The following is a 19385-nucleotide window of genomic DNA, read 5'->3' on the forward strand; positions in this document are numbered from 1 at the left end:
AACCCACACAAGGGGCTTCTTCGGAGGCCCCTTTTTCTTTGGGCGCACACCTGGCGGCTTTCAGAAAGACAAGCAATGTCTGACGCTCTCTCGACCGAAAACTTCGCAGCCATGCTGTCCAGCGCGGACCAGCCGGAACAACCTCTTGTCGAGGACTCCGGCCCCGAGGAGGACCAAACTGCAGAAGTCGATGCCGAACCGCAAGCCGACTCTGATGGCGAAGCGCCCGAACAGGACGCCGAGCAGCAGGAGGAAGCAGCCGACGAACAGGACGGACAACCGGAAGGCCCGACCGACGACGCGGTGATCAAGTGGGAGACGGCCAACGGCGAGGCGTTCGAGGTTCCCGTCTCGGAACTGAAAAACGGCTACATGCGTGATTCTGATTACCGTCAGAAGACGCAGACCCTAGCCGAAGAACGCAAGGCGGCGGCCCAACAATTACAGCAGCAGTACCAGGACATCCAGGCGTTCGCGCCGGAATTGGGCGCACTGGAGAACCTTCGCGCGCAGGTGCAGCAGTACCAGCAGCTCGATTGGCACGCCATCCGCGCCCAAGACCCGCAGCGCCACTCGGAGCTGTTCGCGGATTACATGCTGCTCAAGGACCAGTACGGCGAGGCTGAAAAGCGCGTCGCCGTCAAGCGCCAGACGCTCGAACAGATGCGACAGCAGTCGTTTGCTCAGGCCACCCGCGAGGCGGTCGAGCACCTGCGGCGCGTGATCCCGAACTTCGGGGACGCGACCCTCAAGCAACTGGGCGAGCAAGGGGTGAAAGAGGGCTACACCCAAGGGGAGCTGGCGAATGTTGCCGACAAGCGGCACTTTACGGTCCTGTGGAAGGCCGCGCAGTGGGACGCACTGCAGGCCAAAAAACCCGAGGTGCACAACAAGGTGAAGGCGCTGCCGCCCAAGGCGAAGCCGGCCACGAGTGCGCCCCGTCCCTCGAAACAAGAGCAGGTGATCAAGGCGGCACAGAGCCGCCGCACGTTCTCGACCAACGAGTTCGCAGCCCTGCTCGCCGCCACAAGAAAGTGAAACCATGGCACAGATCGCCAACACCCATGCGACGTTCAACTCGTCGCGCGTCCGTGAGCAGCTCATGGGCAAAATCTGGAACGTCTCCGTCTCCGAGACGCCCACGCTCGCCCTGATCGGCAAGACCAAGGCGGACGGCCCGAACGAGGAGTGGCTGACCGACAGCTTCGCTGCCGGCGCCTCTAACAAGGTCGAGCAAGGCAACGCCTCCGCGCTGGCCGCCCCGGCTGACGTGTCGCGCTACTCCAACCGCACTCAGATCTCTGAGAAGGTCGGCGGCGTGACCGGCACTCAGGAGGCCGTCGAGAAGGCCGGTGACGCGTCGGAATACGACTACCAGGTGTCCAAGAAGATGGTGGAGCTGAAAAAGGATGTCGAGTTCGGCGTCCTGCAGAACACCACCTCCATCGCCGCAGCTTCCGGCACGGCGCCCCAGGCTCGTGGCCTGCTTGGCTTCATCGCCACCAACACCAGCTACAGCGGCGCGACCAACGCCAACCCGCTGACGAACGTGGCGCCGACCGATGGCACTACCCGCGCCTTCAGCGAGAACCTGATGAAGGACGTGCTCAAGCTGATGTTCGACAACGGCGCACCGATGGACAACCTCTATGCGCTGATTCCCTCGGCGCAGCGCGGCACCTTCGATGGCTTCCTGGCCGGCCAGACCCGCTTCGACAAGGCCGAGGACAAGACCCTGACGGCAACGCTTGAGGTCTACATCGGCCCGTTCGGCCGCGTAAAGGCCGTCAACGCCCGTCACATGCGCTCGCGCGAGGTGTTCGTGGTCAACCCCGGCTTCGTCAAGCTCGCCGTGCTGCGTCCCATGAAGGACACCAAGCTCGCCAAGACCGGCGACTCGGAGAACTTCCTGATCAACACCGAGTGGACGCTCAAGGTGATGAACGAGAAGGCATGCGGCGCCGTCCGCGACCTGAGCTAAGCGACAGGTCAGCCAACGAGAGGCCCCTTCGGGGGCCTTTTTCATTTCCACCTGCGCGCGGGAAACGAAAAGGGTCAGCGAATGAAAGCACTGGACTACAGCCACAACAGCGTCACGTTTTTCCATCAGGAGGACGACAAGACCATCATCGGTGAGCGCGTGAACGTGGACGGCAACCTCGACAGGGTGCGCCGCCTTCGTGACCACGCGGTGCGCTCGGACGTGCTGGGCGACTGCATGGCATCGATCCCGCTCGCCGCAGTGGCGCAGTGGGGCCAGCAGTTCGGCATCACGATGGAGGAGGTGGTCGCGGACGACTCTCTGCTGGACCGCTGCATCGCGGACTACTCCAAGTTCAAGGTCAAGGGCGGGGTCTTCTGAGGTGCAGAAGTTCCAAGACGTAGTTCTGCGCTCGGATGGCCGCGCCGCATCGGGCGCCACCATCACCGTCACCACCGCAGACGGCGCTCCTGCCACCCTGTACAGCCGCAACGGCAGCGGCGCGCTCGCCTCCAACGTCATCCAGACCGGCACCTCTGGCAAGTACTCCTTCTATGCGGCAAACGGTCGCTACGACATCACCATATCTTCCGGCGGGTTCGTCTCAGAGACGCGCAGCGATGTGGTGCTGTTCGACCCGGAAGATGCCGACGCTGCCAACGACTTCACCCCGAGCGGTGCGGCAGCCTCGAACAGCGTGCAGGACGAGCTGCGCATGCGGCGGGTCAACGTGCTGGGCTGGATTCCAGAGCCCACCCGCGCACGGATCACCAGCCGCAGCCTCGTCGCGGGAGATGCTGCCACCATCCGCGCCGCCGTGCAGGCTTGCGTCGATTACTGGCGCGCGGCCCGCATGAAGGATTACGGCACGTATCGGGACCAGTTCTTCGTGAACATCTACTTCCCGGCTGGCGCCTATCAATTCGACCAGACGGTGGTTCTGGCCGATGCATCCGTGGATACGGGCCTGAACCTGATGCTGTCGGGCGATGGCATGTTCGCCACCGACATCACGGGCGTGGCCGACTGGGGCACCCCGGCCAATATGTTCCCCGTGTTCTACGTCAAGGCCACGGGCGGCAACTGCCGCTACCTCACCGTGCGGGACATGGCTATTCGCAATGGCTCGTATGTCTTCGACACGTTCGGGCTTGCTTACGCATGGTTCGAGAACGTCAACTTCAGCGACTGGACCCATAACGCGATCCGCACCGATTCGACGGGCGACATCACCATCCGAGGCTGCAACTTCGTCTACGGCATGCGCGTGGACGAAGCCTATGCAGTCGCGCTAGGCAATGCCAACGTCAGCACGAACATCCTGATCCACGGCAACACCTTCGGCGAGGAGGTGCCCTATGGCATCACGTCGGCGCCTGGCACGGACAACGTGGTGGTGGCTGACAACCTGTTCGTAGGCCCCGGGCCTTCGGGCATCCGCATCAACGTGCGCGGGCCGAACTGGACGATCAACGGCAACCTGATGACCGGCACCGACAGGCAGGACGCGGTGCGGATCGACGGCGAGCGCTGCAGGTTCACCAACAACTATCTGGACGGCGGGGTGACGGTCTACCGAGGACCGGCCATTGTTGCGAACAACACCTTCACCACTGCCCTACTGGCCGTCCACGAAACCCATCCGCTCGGCGGCGGCTCGATCATCACGGGCAATACCCTCAACGGGGCGGGCGCTGTGTACGGGGGTGAGTTCGGTCAGTACACGCTGGTCGAGGGGAACGCCACGGCATCAGGTGGCGCGGGCGGGTTCAACACCGTCAACTTCGCACCAGGCGAGATAGCGCCCGGCGCTGTCGTCTCGACCTCGGTGCCCGTTGCATCGGCTGCGCTAGGTGATGTGGTCGATGTCTCTTTCAGCCTCGATCTGCAGGCGGTCCACCTGTATGCCTGCGTGAGCGAGAGCGGAGCGGTCCAGGTGCGGTTCCACAACCCGACCGGCAGCGCCGTGACGCTAGGCGAGGGCAGCATTTTCGTGCGGGCCAAGCGCCGGCACTGATCGCGGCAAGAACCTCTAGGAAATCATGCCAACCATTCTCCTACCAGCAGGCGGCTCGGTGCCGATGACGGACTTCGCGAGCCTGTCCTCCGGCGTGAGCCTGTGGCTGCATCGCTCCGACCTCGCAGACGTGATCCCGAGCTTCATCTCGCTGGCCGAGGAGCGCATGAACCGCGCCCTGCGCGTGCGGGCAATGGAAGTGACCCTGAGCGAGACAGAGATCGCTTCTGGCTCCATCACGGCGCCCTCGGACACCGTTGGCGTGAAGTCGCTGTGGATCGTCGGCTACGAGCGATCTCCCCTGAAATCGCAGTCCTTCGACTTCATCAAGATGCGCGGCACCGAGGGCGTTCCCGGCTACTTCGCATGGCAGGGCGACAGATTCCACTTCGACGGCTCGGGCACTGTGACGGGCGTTCTGTACGAGAAGATCCCGTCCATCAGCAGCGCCAACAGCACCAACTGGCTGCTCACCTCGCACCCCTCGGCCTACCTGCACGGCGCTCTGGTGCAAGCGTGCATCTACCTGCGCGACGAGCCGGGCATCGCCTTCCACGAGGCGGCATTCGCTGACGCCCTCTCGGACATCGCCAACACCGACATGCGCGACCGCTACGGCAGCGGCCCGCTGCAAGTGAGGGCGCGATGACGCCTTTGCTGGGCTTCATGCCCGATGCCGACCGAGCCACTCCTGGCGTGCTGGCCGACTGCATGAACCTGATCCCGTACATCAGCGGGATGGAGGGCGCTCCGAGCGCGTTCACGCCTGCGGCCACACCCGCGCTGGACTCCGAGTGCCTTGGCGCTGCTGTGACCTCCAGCCTGTCGGGCACGCGCCGCGTCTTTGCCGGCACCGCCTCCGACCTGTACGAACTCACCTCGGGCGCCTGGGCCAACGTCAGCCGCTCTGGCTCGTATACCGGGGGCTCGGACACGCGCTGGATGTTCGCGCAGTTCGGCAATGCAGCATTGGCCTGCAACGGCGACACCATCCAGCGCTCGGAGTCGGGAGCGTTTGCCGACATCGCCAGCGCCCCCACGGCAGAAATCATCTTCTCGGTGGGCGCGTTCGTCATGGCGCTGAACGTCAACGACGGCGAAGTAAAACAGGACGGCTGGCACTGCTGCGCAGCCTACGACGACACAGATTGGACCGTTTCTGTCGCCACGCAGGCCACCTCGGGCCGTCTGGTGGCATCTGCCGGGGCGATCACCGCAGGAGCGCGCCTGGGCGAGTACGCCATTGCCTACAAGGCGCGCAGCATCTACCGGGGCCAGTACGTGGGCTCACCCGCCGTGTGGGACTGGGTGCAAGTTCCCGGGGGCGATGCCGGCTGTGTGGGCAAGGAGGCGCTGTGCGAGATCGGCGGGGCGCACTTCCTCGTGGGGGAGGACAACTTCTACATCTTCAACGGCGAATCCCCGACCCCCATCGGCGACAACTCGGTGCGGCAGTGGTTCTACAACAATTCCGATCCGCAATACCGCTACCGCACGAAGGCCGTTTTCGACCGCCAGAACAACCGGGTGTGGGTGTTCTTCCCCTCGGTGGGCTCGCAGACGTGCAATGAGGCTCTGGTGTATCACGTCCTTGCCAAGAAGTGGGGGCGCGCAACGCTGTCCATTCAGGCGGCGCTGAACTACACCTCGCCCGGCGTGACCATCGATACGCTCACCGGCACCATCGACACGTTGCCGAGCGTCGCCTTCGACTCGCAATACTGGATGTCGGGCGGCCAGGCCCTCTCGGCGTTCAACACCTCGCACCAGTTGCAGCTTCTCAACGGCGAGAGCGTTTCGTCATCCATGACGCCCTGCGACGTGGGCGATGACGATGCGGTGAGCCTGCTCAAGCAGATCCGCCTGCGCTTCGCCCGGGCGCCGGCCTCGGCCACCTGCACCACCTCCTATGCGATGAATTCGGGCGAGGCGTTCACCGAGGACGCCGCCGGGGTGATGAATGATGGCAAGTTCGACGTGCTGCGCTCGGCCCGCTGGCACCGCGCCCGGATCGCGTTTACCGGGGCTGTGCGGGTGACGGCTGCGCGCATCCAGGCCAAAGAGGTGAGTCTGCGATGAAGGCACGCAGCACCTCGCTGGCATCGGAGAGCCCGGCCCTCAGCCGTGAGCTGCGGGAAATCTCGCGGCTGATGAACCTGATGAGCCAGGGCAAGGTCTCGGGCACCGCCAACGCCTACACCGAGGCTCCCACGACGGGCACCTGGGCGCAGGGCGACTTCGTGCGCAACTCCGCTCCGGCCTTCATCGTGACCGACCCCGGCACGGGCTACATCGTCAAGGGCTGGACCTGCGTCGATGGCGGAACGCCCGGAACGTGGGTCGAGGAGCGCCAGGCGGTGGTTGCAGTGGCCGCGCCTCCCGCGCCGAGCCCTTCGCCCTCTCCCTCTCCTTCGCCATCCCCGAGCCCTGCGCCAGCGCCGGCAGACAACCTCCTGCTGTGGTCCGAGGCGTTCGACAACAGCGCGTGGTCGGTCGGGATGACCCCGATCATCTCGGCCAACGTCTCGAACGACCCGAACGGCGCCGCGACCGTCGATCAGCTCACCACCAACCTGAGCACCAGTCAGTGGGTGCGCCAGAACGTCACCGGCCTGACCATCGGGCAGGACTACTGCCTGTCTGCCTACGTGCAGCAGGGAACCTCCGGTTCGGCCGCCAACATCCGCCTGACCACCAACAACACCGACGCCTGGAACACTGGCGCCTCCACGAAGGTGGCGCTGACCTCCGGGCTGGTGCGGCAGTCGGTGAGCTGGACGCAAACGGGCACCACGACGGCGGCTCTGATGATCGGCGCAGTGGGCGCGGACGGCGCGGGCGAGGCCGACTGCACGGGCACCGTTCGCATCTGGGGCGCGATGCTCAACACGGGCACCTCGCCGGGCACCTACGCGAAGACCGAGGGCTCGGCCACCGAATCGCCCGCACCGGCTCCCGCTCCTGCTCCCGCGCCTTCCGGCACGCTGCCCTCCAAGGTACTGGCCTGCTACTTCGAGACCTATCAGGGCACAACGCCCGCGATCACCAGCGTCTCCACCGACTTTGATGTGGTCTACATCTTCCACGCCAAGCCGAACCACCCGAACCCGGCTTCGGTGGGCTGGCGGCTGAACAACTACGGCGACGGGACGTACAAGTTCTACGACACCGGCAACGTGAGCGCGGCGCAGATCGCCACCGTGCGCGGGCGCGGACAGCTCGCGATTCTGACCATCGGCGGAAAGGACGCGGGCTACAACTACGACACGCGCGCCAAGAGCCAGAACCTGATCGCCTCGATTCAGGACATGTATGCCTACTTCGGCACCATCGACGGCATCGACTTCAACAACTACGAAGCGGGCATCTCGCCCTCGATTACCGAGATGATCTGGATTGCCGGGCGCCTCAAGGAGCTGTACGGCAACAACTTCATCATCTCCAGCCCGGCCGAGCCCAACGCGGCGCACGACCGCGCGATGTGCAAGGCCATGTTCGAGGCTGGCGTGCTCGATGTGGTGGCGCCGCAGTACTACGACTGGGACGGATTCAGGCAGGCCGGCTTCGTGCAGTCTCGCACCCGCGCCTGGGTCAACGAGGTGGCTGGGGGCGATGCAACCAAGGTGATGGTGGGCCTGTCGGCCAACTACGCCAACGGGCTGACGCTTGCCGAATGCACGCGCGAATACGACGCGATCAAGGCCGAGTTTCCCAACATCCGGGGGACGTTCTGCTGGAACGCGCAGACCAACATTGCCGGGGGCAATCTGTGGGGCTCCACGATGCTGGCTCGCCTATGAAGCTCGTCGCAGTCCCCTCTACCCACATCGACCGGGCATGGGCAGAGGGTGCTTCGTGCCTGGCCCGTGCCTGCGATGCCTCTGGCGGCGAGATCGAAGGACCGCAGCTCAAGATGATCCTCGCGCGCGGCGAGCGCACCCTCATTCGCATGGACTGCGAAGGGCAGGCGGTGGGCTGGGGCGTGGTGCGCGTGGACCAGTTGCCCAACATGCGGGTGCTGTTCGTGACCGACTTGGTTGCCCCGCACGGGCACTTCGAGCGGTTCTTTTCCGAGTTGAAAAACCTTGCTGTCACGCACGGGTGCTCGCGCATTCGCTGCGCCGCCAAGCCTGCACAGGCGCGGCTTTATTCAATGAAGTGCGGGTTCAAGCCCGTCTACACGATCCAAGAAGTGGAGGTCTGATATGGCTGGTGGCGGTGGCGGTGGTTCTTCAACCACGACGACGAGCATTCCCGACGAACTCAAACCCCTTGCGTCGGCATACACGAACAAGGCGATCAACCTGTCCAACCAGGGTTTCACGCCCTACGGCGGACAGCGCTTTGCGGACCTGAACACCACGCAGAACCTGGGCATCGGCATGGTGCAGGACCGAGCCCTCAACGGCGATCCGACCATGAAGGCGGGCGCGTCGAGCCTGCAGCAGATGCTCGGCTCCGGCCCGCAAGGCGCGACGGTTAACCCGTATGCGCAGCAGGGCAATCCGTACCTCGATGCGGCGGTGAACAAGGCGCAGGGCAACGTGCTGGCGAACGCGCAAGGCGCTGCAGTGCGCTCGGGCTCCTTCGGCAATTCGGGCATCGCGGAAGCCGCTGGCAAGCAGATGGCGGACGTGGCCTCTACCATGTACGGCAACGCCTGGGGCCAGCAGGCGCAGCTTGCCGAGGCCGGCGCGGGGCGCAACGATGCGATGTATCAGAACTGGGCCGGCAACCGCCTGAACGCCTCGGGCCAGGCGCTGAACTACGGCAACCAGAGCTATCAGGACGCCAATAACCTGATGCGCGCCGGCCAGATGATGCAGGACCAGCAGCAGCAGGGGCTCGATTTCAACTACGGGCAATTCCAGAGCGCGCAGCAGCTTCCGTATCAGCAGCTCGCCGCGATGTCGGGCGTGTTCCAGAGCCAGCCCTACGGGTCGAGCAGCACCACCACGCAGACCGGGGGCGGCAAATGAGCGGCAGCAGCATCCCCACGGTCGCCGCTGGCATCAGCGCGCCTAGCTCGGTGTGGTCCACGCAGGGCGGCATCGCGCAAACGCCCACCAACCGCCCCGCGCTCACGGGCGGGCTGCAGCAGATGCAGATGCTGCACGCCCTGCGCGGTGGCGCCTCGATGGGCCAACTGGAGCAGATGAACCCCTACACGCCGCGCCCGGCGCTGTTCCTGCCGCCGCCCCTGCCGCAAGGCGATGCGTTCGCGCAGTTCCAGGCTCAGCAGCAGCAGCAAGAAGCCGCATCCAAGGCGCCCGCAGCGGAGCCCGCGCCCTACATCCCGAGCTTCGGTGACGGCGGAATCGGCCCGATGGGCAGCAACGCAGAGCGCGCGGGTGTGACGGCTGGAGGAGGCAAGTGATCGATTTGCTATCTCGCCTGATCGGCTCGTCGTGCGCCACGGAGAGCGGATGCCGGGAGTGGATGTTGACGGTGAATAGGGGCGGTTACGGAAAGACGAAGGTCAAAGGGCGGACCATGGGGGCGCACCGGGCAATGTGGATCGCTGCACGAGGCCCGATTCCAACCGGGATGCTCGTCTGCCACACGTGCGACAACCCTCGCTGCATCAACATTGAACACCTTTTTCTCGGCACTCCGAAGGACAACATGGCCGACAAGATGGCGAAGGGTCGCTACGGAGGAGGGCCGAAAACCTGGCGGCGTCCGCACTTCGGCGAGGGCCACCACAAAGCCAAGCTCACCAAGGAGAAGGCCTTGCAGATCAAGCTACTTCTGGCGTCCGGCGTTCCTCGCTCCGCCGTTGCAGAGCAACTAGGGCTGGCGCAACACCTGATTTATGACGTGAGCGCCGGGCGGACTTGGCGACACGTGTCTCTTGAGGTGCCCGCATGATCCCCGCCTTCCTGATCCCCGCACTGCTGGGCGGCGGGCTCGGCGCGCTCACCAGCAAGAAGCCGCTGCAAGGAGCCCTCCTGGGCGCCGGCATGGGCGCAGCCGGGGGTTATCTTGCCCCGGGCCTGCTTGGAGGCGCCACGGCGGCTCCCGGGGCCTCGGCGGGCCTGATGGGGCCGGTGGCAGGCGGTGAGGTGGCGATGGGCTCGGTGGTGCCGGGCCTGGAGCAGTACGCAACCGGCTTCACGGGCGAGGGCCTGCTCGGCTCAGCCAAGGGGCTGGCAGACAAGGCGGCTCCCTATGCGCAGCTTGCCCAGCAGTCTGGATTGCTCAGCCAGCAGGAGCAGCCGATTGTGGGCGGGCCGATGCCCGCGCAACAGGTGCAAGCCTCGACGCTTCCGCAACTGTCCGCGCAGATGAATGAAGCGGCAGCGCAGGAGCAGGCCGCAGAAGAACAACGCCGCAAGAGGCGGCAATCTCTCCTTGGGGGCTACTGATGCAGGGTCTACTGGAATTCATGAACACGCCGGCAGGGCAGGGGCTGCTCTCCGGGGTTGCGCACTACGCAGCCGGCGCGGGTCGCGGTGGGCCTGTCAACTCCATCGGACGCGGGCTGCTGGGTGGACTGTCGGGCTATCAGGGCGCCAACGACCGCATCACCGAGCAGGCGCAGCTTGCCAAGCGCAACGAGCTGTTCGATCTGCAACTGCAGCAGGGGCGCATGCAAATGACGCAGGCGCAGGAGCAGGCGGCGCGCGAAGCGGCCATCCGCGACGCCGCCAAGGCTTCGACCACGCAGGCGCTGCCGGGTATGGGCATGCTCAACGGCTCTCTGCCGCCCGAGCTGCAAACGCCCGTGATGCCGGGCAAGCCCGGCGGGCTGGACGTGCAGGGGTTCCTCTCGCGCGTGTCGCAGATCGACCCGCTGCGGGCGCTGGATCTGCAGCAGAAGTTCAAGCCCGAGCCGCTCATCAACAAGCTGGACGCCAAGGACTTCACCCCGGATTCGGTGCAGAAGTTCAACCAAAGCGGCAACTACGCGGACCTTGTGCGCCTGGACAAGCTGCACTTCGCGGATACGGGCGGAGCGGTGGCCGGGCTCAACCCGTTCACGGGGCAGCCCGTGGGGTCCGTGCCGAAGACTGGCAACCCGTTCAACGATCTGGTGCTGAGCGACGGTGCGGGAGGCTTCAAACCGAACTCGCCGCTGATCGGCGCCAAGCAGGGCATCGCCAAGGCCGGCGCAACGCAGCTTCGCATTGAAAACAAGATGGGCGAGGGCGTGGCCGCACAGGTCGGCCCCATGTTGCGCGACTCGATGACTGCGGCCAACGGCGCAGCCCAGCAGATCGACGCAGCAACGCGGATCATCGCCGCCGCCGACAGCGGCAAGCTCATCGCCGGCCCCGGCGCAGGCGTTCGCCTGAAACTCGCGCAGGTAGGCCAGGTGCTGGGCATCGGCGGCAAGGACGATGCCGAGCGCATCGCCAAGACGCGCCAGACCATCCGCGGCTTGGCAGAGATGACGCTCCAGGGCCGAAAGCAGATGCGCGGCGAGGGCGCCATCACCGAGTCCGAGGGCGCGCTGGCCGAGAAAGCCATGTCCGGCAACATCGAAGACTTGACGGTTGCTGAAATCAAGCAGCTCGCACAAGCCTCCGACCGCTCCGCGCGCTTCGTGTACGGCCAGCACGAGGCAATGCTGGGCAACCTCGAAGGCTCGCAGTCTGCGGGGTTGGCGAAGTTCTACAAGCCGCTGCCGCTGCCCGCCAGCCCGAAAGTCGTGCCTGTCGCGCCCGCTGGCGCCCCAGCCGTTCCCGGCGTCCGCTTCCTTGGCTTCGAGTGAGGGCGCAATGCCAGTAGCACGCTTCCAGATGCCCGACGGGCGCATTGCCCGTTTCGAGGTGCCAGAGGGCACCACGCCGGAGCAGGCTCAAGCCATGATCTCCCAAACCCTTGCCTCCGAGAAGGCGGAGCCGTCCGCGCCGAGCTTCGGGCAAATGCTCAAGAGCGAGGCGCTGAACTCCGTTCCGGCGCAGGCCGCCCTTGGTGCACTCAGGGGTGCGGGGAGCATCGGCGCCACGCTCGTGGATGCCGCTCGCGGCCTTGGCGATGCTGTTATGTCGGCAACGCCCGAGGCCATGCGACCCACGGCGACCGCTGGCCTTGCGGATCTGCCGCGCGGCCAGGAGATTCGCAGCGGGATGGATGCCGGCTTGACGCAGATGGGCGCCAACCCGGATGCGCTCGCTTTCCAGGGTGGCAAGATCGGCGCGGAGATTGCCGGCACCAGCGGAGTGGGGGCTGGTCTTGCCAAAGGGCTGGCAGCAATTCCGGGCTTTTCCAGGGCGCCGGCCTTGCTCGAATCGATCCGCACGGGCGGCATGTCCGTGGGGGGCGCTACCGGCGCGGGCGGGCTGGCGCTGCGGGCGGCAGGCGGGGCCACTTTCGGGGGCGCATCTGCTGGGCTCATCGACCCAGAGTCGGCAAAAACGGGTGCCGTCCTCGGCGCAGCCATCCCCGTTGCCGGAAAGGTGGTTGGCGCGAGCGCCGAAAAGATTGGATCTGCGCTGCACGGCAAGCCGGCCATGCCGAACTCGCAGTTGGTGGACTCGGCGCGCGAAGCTATTGAGGCGGGCTACACGATTCCGCCCGCCACGGTGAAGCCTACCTTCGTCAATCGGATGCTCGAATCGACATCGGGGAAGATGGCAACGCAGCAACTCGCGTCGGCCAAGAACCAGGATGTCACGCAGAGCCTGATTCGCAAGTCCCTCGGGCTGGCAGACGATGCCCCGATCAACCTTGCCACGCTGGACGCCATCCGCAAGGACGCCGGCAAGGCGTACCAGGCCATCGCAGATCTGCCCGCTGTTCCCGCGCAGCGCGCGCAGCCGCTGATGAACCAGCCCGCCCAAGCGGCCATCAAGCCGCGGCAGTTGGTCGAAGAACTCAAGCAGGCTCGCAACGATGCGCAATCGTGGTTCAAGTCGTACAACGCATCGGCCAACCCGGAGCACCTGACAAAAGCCAAGGCGGCCGAGGCCCTGTCAAATCAGATCGAGGACACGCTGGAGAAGTACGCGCAGTCCCTGAATGTGGGCGAGCTTCTGCCGGCGCTGCGGGAGGCGCGCAAGCGCATTGCGCAGACCTACACGGTGGAGCGGGCGCTGAACGAGGCGACCGGAAGCATCGATGCGCGGGTGTTCGGAAAGTTGTTCCAAAAGGGCAAGCCCCTGAGCGGCGGGATGGAGAAGGTCGGGCGGTTCGGCGCGGCGTTCCCGACTGTGGCGAAGCTGCCCGAGCAAGTGGGAAGCCCCGACGTTCACAACCTGCGGGCTATGGCCTCGCTGCTCATGGGTAGCGGTGGGCTGGGTGTCGCCGGCCCTGTGGGCATGCTGGCGGGCGCGATGCCATACGCGGCGCCTCCACTGGCGCGCAGCATCATGTTCTCCAACGCCGCCCAGCGCGGTTTGCTCGCGCCGATGCAGCAGCAGGGCCCGGGCCTGCTGGCGAACTCCGTTAGTCGGAGCGTCCCTGTCCTGATCGCCCAGTGATGCCGCGCCAGAAGCCGTACACCGCAGCGCCGATCACGACAAGGATCAACTTGGCCCAAAGCCAGTCTTCGTAGGTCATCCCCGCAATTTAGCACCAGCCCGCCACCGAGCGGGCTTTTTCATTTCAAGGAGGCGCAATGCCCGTTCCGTCCACTGTGGCCGAGCTATCCCAAACCATCGGCAGCAACAGCCCTAGCGGCTCCGACTCCCCCACGGTCATTGACGACCACATGCGCGCCCTGGCCTCCTTCGTGGCCTACCTGCGCGACGGCAAGCAGTACAGCACCGAATCGACCCTCGCCTCGGCATCCACCACCGACATCGGGCTGCAAAACAGCTTCTACGTCAACATCACCGGCACCACCACCATCACGAGCTTCGGCACCGACTACCAGGGGCCGAGGTTCCTGCGCTTTTCGGCGGCGCTCACGCTCACCAATTCCTCCTCGCTTGTTCTGCCGGGCGGCGCAAACATCACCACGGCGGCGGGGGACACCTGCATCGCCGTTCCCTTCGCCTCGGGCTGGCGGGTGACGGCATATCAACGCGCGGCGCTGGCGCCTGGCGTTCCTGCGGACGGCTCGGTGAGCTTTGCCAAGCTGCTGTCCTCCGACTGGACCTCCAGCCTGACAACGGCCGGCTACCAGCGTCTTCCCTCGGGGCTGATCGTGCAGTGGGGCGCCTTCACGGGCGGCACCTCCGTGACGCTTCCGATCACCTTCCCGACCTCCAACCTGGCGCTCACCGGAACCGTGCACGCCTCGGGCGGGCCGATCTCGGTGCTGATCGTGCAGTCGTTCACTCAAAGCTCATTCTTCCCGCGCGTCATCCGCACCACCGACGGCACCACCGTGGCCGACTCTGGCCGCTACATCGCCATCGGCTATTGAAGGAGGCTCCCGAATGCTCTACTCCGCATCTACCCGAGGCTTCTACAGCCGCGACATCCACAAGGCCATCCCCGCCGATGCGGTGGAAGTGTCCGCCCAAGCCTACGCCGCGCTGATGGCGGGCCAGGCCCAGGGCCAGCAGATCGAGCCCGACGCCAACGGCGCCCCCGCGCTGGCCGCTGCGCCTGTCGTCTCCAGCGTGCCCCAGGTCGTCTCCAAGTTCCAGGCCAAGGCCGCCCTGCACGCTGCGGGCCTGCTCGCCTCGGTCGAGACGCTGATGGCAGGGGCCGATGCGGTCACGCGCCTGGCCTGGACCGAGGCGCAGGAGTTCCGGCGCCAGTCTCCCACGGTGGCCGCGATGGGCGCGGCGCTCGGGCTCGATGACGCCGCGCTCGACGCCCTGTTCACCACCGCTGCGGGGATCGAGGCATGAGGCGCGCCTGGCTTGGCGCGCTGCTGGTGCTGCTGGCGCTCGATTGCCTGTTGAACATGCTGCTGGGCGGCTCGATCCGCAACACGCTCTCGGGCGAGGCGTGGCATGCGCGCGAGCACAGGTGGTGGGGCTGGACGCACCGCTTCATCGACGCTCTTTTCTTTTGGCAGCAAAAGCACTGCCAGACGCAGGCGCTGCGCGAACTCGCGTTCGGCTCCGTGTGGGCTGCGTGGCTGCACGCCTGGCGCGCCTAGTTCCCTTTCCCAACCCCGCGAATCTGACTCCACTTCCTGTCGGAACGCCTGCTTATGAAAGCCCAGCAAATGCCCCAGCGAATCGCAGACGCCGCCGCCGTCACATCCCTCAGTGGCACAGGAGTAGCAATCGTGTCAGCAGTACAACCCGAGTTCCTCGGCCTGACCCTCGTTCAGTGGCAGATCGCCGGCATCGTGGGCGGCCTGCTCGTCGCGGTGGCCGGCGCCGCGCTCAATCTCGCGCTGAACTTCTACTTCAAGCGCAAGCACCTGGAGCTGGAGATGCAAAAAGCGGGGCTGAGCGACTGATGGACTTCGACAAGGCTTTCGCCCGCCTGATCGGCCACGAGGGCGCTCTCTCGATGGACCGCAAAGACCCCGGCAACTGGACGGGGGGCAAGGTCGATAGGGGCGTGCTCAAGGGCACCAAGTACGGCATCAGCGCCGCGAGCTACCCGCATCTGGATATCGAGGGCCTGACGCTGGAGCAGGCCAAGGAAATCTACCGCGAGGACTTCTGGGAGGTGATCGGCAAGGCGCACCCTGCCGTGAAGTTCCAGCTATTCGATGCGGCGGTGAACCACGGCAAGGGCAATGCCATCCGCATGCTGCAGCGCGCGGTAAACGTGGCCGATGACGGCGTGTGGGGGCCGATCTCGCAGCGAGGGCTGGAGCGCATGGACCACAACGACGTGCTGCTGCGCTTCGTTGCCTACCGGCTCAAGTTCTGGGCGCAACTGACCACGTTCGACATCTACGGGCGCGGCTGGACCCGGCGCGGCGCCGAGAACCTGCTGCTGGCCGCCGAGGACAACTGAGATGCGCTACTGCTGCTTGTGTGGCGCTGCCGGGCATGTCCCCGCGCAGTGCAAATGGAGGCTTCTATGAATCCGCTGATCCTCGCGCCCATCCTCGAAGTGGGCAAATCGCTGCTCGATCGCTGGTTTCCCGACCCCGCCGAGAAGGCGCGCGCCGAAGCTCAGATGCTGCAGATGCTGCAGGAGCAGGAGCTTCGCAAGGTGCTCGCGCAACTGGAAGTGAACGCCAAGGAGGCGGCGAGCCCGCACCTGTTCGTGGCCGGCTGGCGCCCCTTCATCGGCTGGAGCTGCGGCGCCGGCTTCCTGTGGGCAACCATCGGACAGCCCGTGTTCACCTGGATCGCTGCCGCCAAGGGCTGGCCCGCGCCGCCTGCCATCGACGCCGAGGTGCTGATGTATGTCCTGGGCGGCATGCTTGGCCTGGGGACGCTGCGCACCTATGAGAAGGCTAAGGGCGCGACGAAGTAGATTTGCCAAGCCTGCCCGGCGCTGGGAGCGCGTCGAACAACGCCCGCAGCTCCGACTGATGATCGCGCGGCAGGCTGGCGGCCCGGACGACGGCCAGCAACCTCTGCACGGTGTCAGGCGTGACGGGAACGATTGCCCCTGGCTTTAGCCAATCGCTCGGGATGGTGGGCGGGGTCGAATCCATCTGTCTTCTCCTGCGATGTAGGGAGTGGCGGCCGGTGCTGATCTCCGGCTTGCATGGACTCTGCGCGACGGAGCGAATCACGCGCTACGGCCATCCATCGGCGCCGTTCAACCGTGCGCATCAGCCTGCGCATTCGCCACTGCTGAAATTTTAAGCTTTCCCCCACTCTCCGTCTAGGAGGCTTCCCATGCGCAAATACCTCGTTGCTGCGGCTCTCGCGGCGTGCTCGGTCGCGGTCGCTCAAGACCCATATCTGACGGGAGATGCCCTGCAAGCGGCGGTGAAGGATGGCTGCGCAGAAGGATGCGTTGTCTTCAACCGCGCAGAAGCACAAGCCCTTGAGGCGCGGGTGAAGGCATTTGCTCTGCAAGCCTACGAGATGGGCAAGCGCGAAGGCTCCGAGGGCTGCCGCCTGTGATGACGCCGCCGCTGGTGCTGATCGAGTGGGAGGACGCCACCCTGCGCGACCTAGGAACGTGGGTGGACAACGAGCCGATCAAGTACGAAGCCAAGATGTTCGTGCAGGTGGGCTTTCTGCTGTCGGACACCGACGAGGGGGTAATCATCACCTCGGCATGGTCGCCCGAAAAGATCGCCCCGCGTGACCAGATACCGGCCGGGATGATCCGACGCAAGGTGTTCCTCAAGGGGGCCAAGGCATGATCGACACCCAACTCGCCAGCTACGCCACCCCCCGGCAACTGGAATACCTCGAAGCCGTCGAGAAGTACGGCAGCAACAACAAGGCCGCGCAGGCGCTCGGAGTAGGGCGCAGGGTGGTGGACAAGGCGATGGAGACGCTCAAGCTGCGCGCCGCGCAGCAGGGATATTCGCCCGAGCACGACATGCGCAAGCCCGTGCCGGCCGGCTTCACCGTCAAGGGCGTGTCCACCTACTACGACGAGGAAGGCAAGGCGCGCGGGCAATGGGTCAAGAGCACCGCCGACGCCGCCCAGCGCGAGCAGATGCTGCGCGACGCCTTCGAGGCGATGGCCGAGGACTTGCCCCGCGTCAAGCCCACCCGCGCCCCGGTGACGCAGGAGCACCTGGCAACGCTCTACACCCTCACCGACAGCCACGTAGGCGCGCTGTGCTGGCACCGCGAGGGCGGGCACGACTGGGATCTGGAGATCGCAGAGCGCACCCTTGTGGGCTGCTTCGATCAGATGGTGAACGCATCGCCTGCCGCACACACCGGCATCGTGGCGCAGCTCGGGGACTTCCTGCACAGTGATGGGCTGGTGCCAGTCACGCCGACGAGCCATCATGTGCTCGATCAGGACGGGCGCTTTTCCAAGGTAGTGAGCGTGGCGGTGCGGGTGCTGCGGCGCGTCATCGCGCTGGCGCTTGCAAAGCATGAGCGGGTGATCGTGCTGATGGCCGAGGGCAACCACGACATGGCGTCATCCATCTGGCTGCGGGTGATGTTCCGGGCGCTTTTCGAGAACGAGCCGCGCGTGGAGGTGATCGACTCCGAATTGCCCTACTACGTGCACCGCCACGGCAAGACGATGCTCGGCTTCCATCACGGGCACCTCAAGAAGAACGACGGGCTGCCGATGCTGTTTGCCGCGCAGTTCCCGCAGGTGTGGGGCGCGACCGAAAAGCGCTACATCCACACCGGGCACCGCCACCACGTCGAGGAAAAGGAGCACTCCGGGGTGACGGTGGTGCAGCATCCGACGCTGGCAGCGCGGGACGCCTACGCGGCGCGGGGAGGCTGGATGGCCGAGCGCCAGGTGCGCGCGATTACCTACCATTCGCTGCACGGCGAGGTGGCGCGCAATACGGTGGTGCCGGAGATGCTGGCCTAAGCTCCGCACCTTCTGCGGAGATCGGAGCCGTATTCTCCGCTAGAGGCGCGCGGCGATCTGCTCGGCCGTCTCGCGGTAATAGGTGTCCATCAGGATTTTCAGGTTCTTGTGGCGGCTGATTCTGGCTAGGGTCATCACGTCGTAGCGCCTGGACAGCCATGTGAGGGCCGACGCCCGGGCATCGTGGAACGTCAGCCCGTCGATCAGCAGCTTGTCCGTCAGCGCGGAAAAGATCGGGCTGATGTGGTCGGCGGTCATCGTGAATGGCGGGTATTGGGCGAACAGCTTGGCCCCTTTGCGAGCAAGTGGCACCTTTACCGGCGCCGACGCCTTCCCGCTGCCCTTGTCGCGCTGCAGCACCGCCACCCGGCCGGACACCTTGGCCGACACGATCTCTCGCTGCCGCATCCCCGTGTGCAGTGAGATGTGAAACGCCCTGACGCTCTCCGCCTCCCGCTCGGTCAACCCCGGGGCGCGCAGCACCCGCTTGATTAGCTGCCAAGTCCAAACGCGGCTGCGGGGCGGGTTGTGCTCCGGGAAGCGCACGCCGACGAAGGGGTTCGCGGGAATCACCTTCCACTCGTCCACCGCGATCTGGAACAGGTTGCGCAGCAGGTTGCGCAGGCGCAGCACGGTGGATGCGCTGACTTCGCGCAGCCGGTCGTCTCGCCATTCTCCAATCCTCGCGCTGTCGATCTCAGACAGCCTGGCTTCTTCCCCGAAGAACGCCGCCATCTCGGCAAACCGCCGCTCCTCCCAAGCTGTAGCCCCCTCGGCCTTGTCCCGGCTGACGGTGCCCAGGTACTTGGCGACCGCTTGGGCGAAGGTCATCCCCTTGGATGCCTTCATCCCGTCAAACTCCCCCTCCTTCTTCAATGCCCATGCTTGAGCCTCGCGCTTGGTCGCGGCGTAATGGCTGGCGCGCATTCCGTGTCTTTGGACTTCGGCTCTCCAGCCGTCGCGGTACTTCCTGATGTAGGCCACTGTGCGGGATTCCTGTGCGGGATCGGTGCGGGGAGATTCCCGCACTCAGCAATCCTACAAGAGTAATCCTACGGTGGCGGGCTCCGCCAGTACGTCGCTGTTTCCCTAGCTAGC

24 protein-coding genes are annotated in these 19385 nt (G+C 65.6%); 23 read left to right on the plus strand and 1 reads right to left on the minus strand.

All coding sequences use genetic code 11. The annotated features are described in order from the left end of the window. The first annotated feature begins 75 nt into the window (after positions 1 to 75). From WG922_RS21575 to WG922_RS21685, 23 genes are all read left to right on the plus strand, one after another. Entirely contained in the window at positions 76 to 1038 is a 963-nt protein-coding gene (locus tag WG922_RS21575; protein ID WP_340285105.1) for a hypothetical protein, read from the plus strand. A gap of 4 nt (positions 1039 to 1042) precedes the next feature. Continuing rightward, positions 1043 to 1981 (plus strand): SU10 major capsid protein, encoded by a 939-nt coding sequence (locus tag WG922_RS21580; protein ID WP_340285106.1) that lies wholly within the window; start codon positions 1043 to 1045, stop codon positions 1979 to 1981. Positions 1982 to 2062: 81 nt separating this feature from the next. Beyond that, the gene (locus WG922_RS21585) at positions 2063 to 2362 is read left to right on the plus strand and encodes a hypothetical protein (RefSeq protein ID WP_340285107.1); all 300 of its coding nucleotides are present in this window, start codon (positions 2063 to 2065) and stop codon (positions 2360 to 2362) included. Between the two features lies 1 nt (position 2363). Beyond that, complete coding sequence (locus tag WG922_RS21590) at positions 2364 to 3998, plus strand: right-handed parallel beta-helix repeat-containing protein (RefSeq protein WP_340285108.1); 1635 nt, start codon at positions 2364 to 2366, stop codon at positions 3996 to 3998. A 25-nt stretch (positions 3999 to 4023) separates the two neighbouring features. Continuing rightward, entirely contained in the window at positions 4024 to 4647 is a 624-nt protein-coding gene (locus WG922_RS21595) for a phage adaptor protein (RefSeq protein WP_340285109.1), read from the plus strand. Then, positions 4644 to 6077 carry a hypothetical protein gene (locus WG922_RS21600; RefSeq protein ID WP_340285110.1) on the plus strand — a complete coding sequence of 478 codons (1434 nt, stop codon included), beginning with the start codon at positions 4644 to 4646 and terminating at the stop codon, positions 6075 to 6077. The genes WG922_RS21595 and WG922_RS21600 overlap by 4 nt, the downstream gene beginning before the upstream one ends. Then, the gene (locus WG922_RS21605) at positions 6074 to 7798 is read left to right on the plus strand and encodes a phage head spike fiber domain-containing protein (protein ID WP_340285111.1); all 1725 of its coding nucleotides are present in this window, start codon (positions 6074 to 6076) and stop codon (positions 7796 to 7798) included. Before WG922_RS21600 ends, WG922_RS21605 begins: the two co-directional genes overlap by 4 nt. Beyond that, positions 7795 to 8202 carry a hypothetical protein gene (locus tag WG922_RS21610; RefSeq protein ID WP_340285112.1) on the plus strand — a complete coding sequence of 136 codons (408 nt, stop codon included), beginning with the start codon at positions 7795 to 7797 and terminating at the stop codon, positions 8200 to 8202. Before WG922_RS21605 ends, WG922_RS21610 begins: the two co-directional genes overlap by 4 nt. A 1-nt stretch (position 8203) precedes the next feature. Continuing rightward, a complete protein-coding gene (locus WG922_RS21615) occupies positions 8204 to 8977 on the plus strand; it encodes a hypothetical protein (protein ID WP_340285113.1) in 774 nt (257 codons plus the stop codon). Next, complete coding sequence (locus tag WG922_RS21620) at positions 8974 to 9375, plus strand: hypothetical protein (RefSeq protein WP_340285114.1); 402 nt, start codon at positions 8974 to 8976, stop codon at positions 9373 to 9375. The genes WG922_RS21615 and WG922_RS21620 overlap by 4 nt, the downstream gene beginning before the upstream one ends. Beyond that, the gene (locus WG922_RS21625; RefSeq protein ID WP_340285115.1) at positions 9372 to 9869 is read left to right on the plus strand and encodes an HNH endonuclease; all 498 of its coding nucleotides are present in this window, start codon (positions 9372 to 9374) and stop codon (positions 9867 to 9869) included. Before WG922_RS21620 ends, WG922_RS21625 begins: the two co-directional genes overlap by 4 nt. Continuing rightward, positions 9866 to 10366 carry a hypothetical protein gene (locus WG922_RS21630; RefSeq protein WP_340285116.1) on the plus strand — a complete coding sequence of 167 codons (501 nt, stop codon included), beginning with the start codon at positions 9866 to 9868 and terminating at the stop codon, positions 10364 to 10366. Before WG922_RS21625 ends, WG922_RS21630 begins: the two co-directional genes overlap by 4 nt. A 20-nt stretch (positions 10367 to 10386) precedes the next feature. Then, positions 10387 to 11715: a hypothetical protein gene (locus WG922_RS21635; protein ID WP_340285117.1), complete on the plus strand. Its 1329-nt coding sequence runs from the start codon at positions 10387 to 10389 to the stop codon at positions 11713 to 11715. 7 nt (positions 11716 to 11722) lie between these two features. Next, positions 11723 to 13426: a hypothetical protein gene (locus tag WG922_RS21640; RefSeq protein ID WP_340285118.1), complete on the plus strand. Its 1704-nt coding sequence runs from the start codon at positions 11723 to 11725 to the stop codon at positions 13424 to 13426. Between the two features lie 137 nt (positions 13427 to 13563). After that, on the plus strand, positions 13564 to 14316 hold the full coding sequence (locus tag WG922_RS21645; protein ID WP_340285119.1) for a gp53-like domain-containing protein: 753 nt from the start codon (positions 13564 to 13566) through the stop codon (positions 14314 to 14316). A gap of 13 nt (positions 14317 to 14329) precedes the next feature. Continuing rightward, positions 14330 to 14749, plus strand: a complete 420-nt coding sequence (locus WG922_RS21650) for a hypothetical protein (protein ID WP_340285120.1) — start codon at positions 14330 to 14332, stop codon at positions 14747 to 14749. Next, positions 14746 to 15003 (plus strand): hypothetical protein, encoded by a 258-nt coding sequence (locus WG922_RS21655; protein WP_340285122.1) that lies wholly within the window; start codon positions 14746 to 14748, stop codon positions 15001 to 15003. The genes WG922_RS21650 and WG922_RS21655 overlap by 4 nt, the downstream gene beginning before the upstream one ends. Before the next feature lie 69 nt (positions 15004 to 15072). Further along, positions 15073 to 15312, plus strand: a complete 240-nt coding sequence (locus tag WG922_RS21660) for a hypothetical protein (protein ID WP_340285129.1) — start codon at positions 15073 to 15075, stop codon at positions 15310 to 15312. Next, positions 15312 to 15821, plus strand: coding sequence for a glycoside hydrolase family 108 protein (locus WG922_RS21665; protein WP_340285123.1), 510 nt, complete (start codon positions 15312 to 15314; stop codon positions 15819 to 15821). The genes WG922_RS21660 and WG922_RS21665 overlap by 1 nt, the downstream gene beginning before the upstream one ends. Positions 15822 to 15887: 66 nt before the next feature. Continuing rightward, positions 15888 to 16289 carry a 3TM-type holin gene (locus WG922_RS21670; RefSeq protein ID WP_340285124.1) on the plus strand — a complete coding sequence of 134 codons (402 nt, stop codon included), beginning with the start codon at positions 15888 to 15890 and terminating at the stop codon, positions 16287 to 16289. A gap of 371 nt (positions 16290 to 16660) precedes the next feature. Further along, positions 16661 to 16891, plus strand: coding sequence for a hypothetical protein (locus tag WG922_RS21675; RefSeq protein ID WP_340285125.1), 231 nt, complete (start codon positions 16661 to 16663; stop codon positions 16889 to 16891). Next, positions 16891 to 17136 carry a hypothetical protein gene (locus tag WG922_RS21680; RefSeq protein WP_340285126.1) on the plus strand — a complete coding sequence of 82 codons (246 nt, stop codon included), beginning with the start codon at positions 16891 to 16893 and terminating at the stop codon, positions 17134 to 17136. Before WG922_RS21675 ends, WG922_RS21680 begins: the two co-directional genes overlap by 1 nt. Further along, the gene (locus WG922_RS21685; RefSeq protein ID WP_340285127.1) at positions 17133 to 18287 is read left to right on the plus strand and encodes a hypothetical protein; all 1155 of its coding nucleotides are present in this window, start codon (positions 17133 to 17135) and stop codon (positions 18285 to 18287) included. Before WG922_RS21680 ends, WG922_RS21685 begins: the two co-directional genes overlap by 4 nt. 39 nt (positions 18288 to 18326) lie before the next feature. On the opposite strand, the gene WG922_RS21690 is transcribed toward WG922_RS21685, so the two are convergent. Beyond that, the gene (locus tag WG922_RS21690; protein ID WP_340285128.1) at positions 18327 to 19271 is read right to left on the minus strand and encodes a tyrosine-type recombinase/integrase; all 945 of its coding nucleotides are present in this window, start codon (positions 19269 to 19271) and stop codon (positions 18327 to 18329) included. Between the last annotated feature and the right edge of the window lie 114 nt (positions 19272 to 19385).

The sequence above is a fragment of the Ramlibacter sp. AN1015 genome (genome assembly GCF_037726105.1).
In the GTDB taxonomy this organism is placed as follows: Bacteria; Pseudomonadota; Gammaproteobacteria; order Burkholderiales; family Burkholderiaceae_C; genus Ramlibacter.

What these genes read in the sequence shown, in the direction of transcription:
- WG922_RS21575 (WP_340285105.1), top strand. Translation starts at nt 76, where the DNA reads ATGTCTGACGCTCTCTCGACCGAAAACTTCGCAGCCATGCTGTCCAGC.
- WG922_RS21580 (WP_340285106.1), top strand. Translation starts at nt 1,043, where the DNA reads ATGGCACAGATCGCCAACACCCATGCGACGTTCAACTCGTCGCGCGTC.
- WG922_RS21585 (WP_340285107.1), top strand. Translation starts at nt 2,063, where the DNA reads ATGAAAGCACTGGACTACAGCCACAACAGCGTCACGTTTTTCCATCAG.
- WG922_RS21595 (WP_340285109.1), top strand. Translation starts at nt 4,024, where the DNA reads ATGCCAACCATTCTCCTACCAGCAGGCGGCTCGGTGCCGATGACGGAC.
- WG922_RS21600 (WP_340285110.1), top strand. Translation starts at nt 4,644, where the DNA reads ATGACGCCTTTGCTGGGCTTCATGCCCGATGCCGACCGAGCCACTCCT.
- WG922_RS21605 (WP_340285111.1), top strand. Translation starts at nt 6,074, where the DNA reads ATGAAGGCACGCAGCACCTCGCTGGCATCGGAGAGCCCGGCCCTCAGC.
- WG922_RS21610 (WP_340285112.1), top strand. Translation starts at nt 7,795, where the DNA reads ATGAAGCTCGTCGCAGTCCCCTCTACCCACATCGACCGGGCATGGGCA.
- WG922_RS21615 (WP_340285113.1), top strand. Translation starts at nt 8,204, where the DNA reads ATGGCTGGTGGCGGTGGCGGTGGTTCTTCAACCACGACGACGAGCATT.
- WG922_RS21620 (WP_340285114.1), top strand. Translation starts at nt 8,974, where the DNA reads ATGAGCGGCAGCAGCATCCCCACGGTCGCCGCTGGCATCAGCGCGCCT.
- WG922_RS21630 (WP_340285116.1), top strand. Translation starts at nt 9,866, where the DNA reads ATGATCCCCGCCTTCCTGATCCCCGCACTGCTGGGCGGCGGGCTCGGC.
- WG922_RS21635 (WP_340285117.1), top strand. Translation starts at nt 10,387, where the DNA reads ATGAACACGCCGGCAGGGCAGGGGCTGCTCTCCGGGGTTGCGCACTAC.
- WG922_RS21640 (WP_340285118.1), top strand. Translation starts at nt 11,723, where the DNA reads ATGCCAGTAGCACGCTTCCAGATGCCCGACGGGCGCATTGCCCGTTTC.
- WG922_RS21645 (WP_340285119.1), top strand. Translation starts at nt 13,564, where the DNA reads ATGCCCGTTCCGTCCACTGTGGCCGAGCTATCCCAAACCATCGGCAGC.
- WG922_RS21650 (WP_340285120.1), top strand. Translation starts at nt 14,330, where the DNA reads ATGCTCTACTCCGCATCTACCCGAGGCTTCTACAGCCGCGACATCCAC.
- WG922_RS21655 (WP_340285122.1), top strand. Translation starts at nt 14,746, where the DNA reads ATGAGGCGCGCCTGGCTTGGCGCGCTGCTGGTGCTGCTGGCGCTCGAT.
- WG922_RS21660 (WP_340285129.1), top strand. Translation starts at nt 15,073, where the DNA reads ATGCCCCAGCGAATCGCAGACGCCGCCGCCGTCACATCCCTCAGTGGC.
- WG922_RS21665 (WP_340285123.1), top strand. Translation starts at nt 15,312, where the DNA reads ATGGACTTCGACAAGGCTTTCGCCCGCCTGATCGGCCACGAGGGCGCT.
- WG922_RS21670 (WP_340285124.1), top strand. Translation starts at nt 15,888, where the DNA reads ATGAATCCGCTGATCCTCGCGCCCATCCTCGAAGTGGGCAAATCGCTG.
- WG922_RS21675 (WP_340285125.1), top strand. Translation starts at nt 16,661, where the DNA reads ATGCGCAAATACCTCGTTGCTGCGGCTCTCGCGGCGTGCTCGGTCGCG.
- WG922_RS21680 (WP_340285126.1), top strand. Translation starts at nt 16,891, where the DNA reads ATGACGCCGCCGCTGGTGCTGATCGAGTGGGAGGACGCCACCCTGCGC.
- WG922_RS21685 (WP_340285127.1), top strand. Translation starts at nt 17,133, where the DNA reads ATGATCGACACCCAACTCGCCAGCTACGCCACCCCCCGGCAACTGGAA.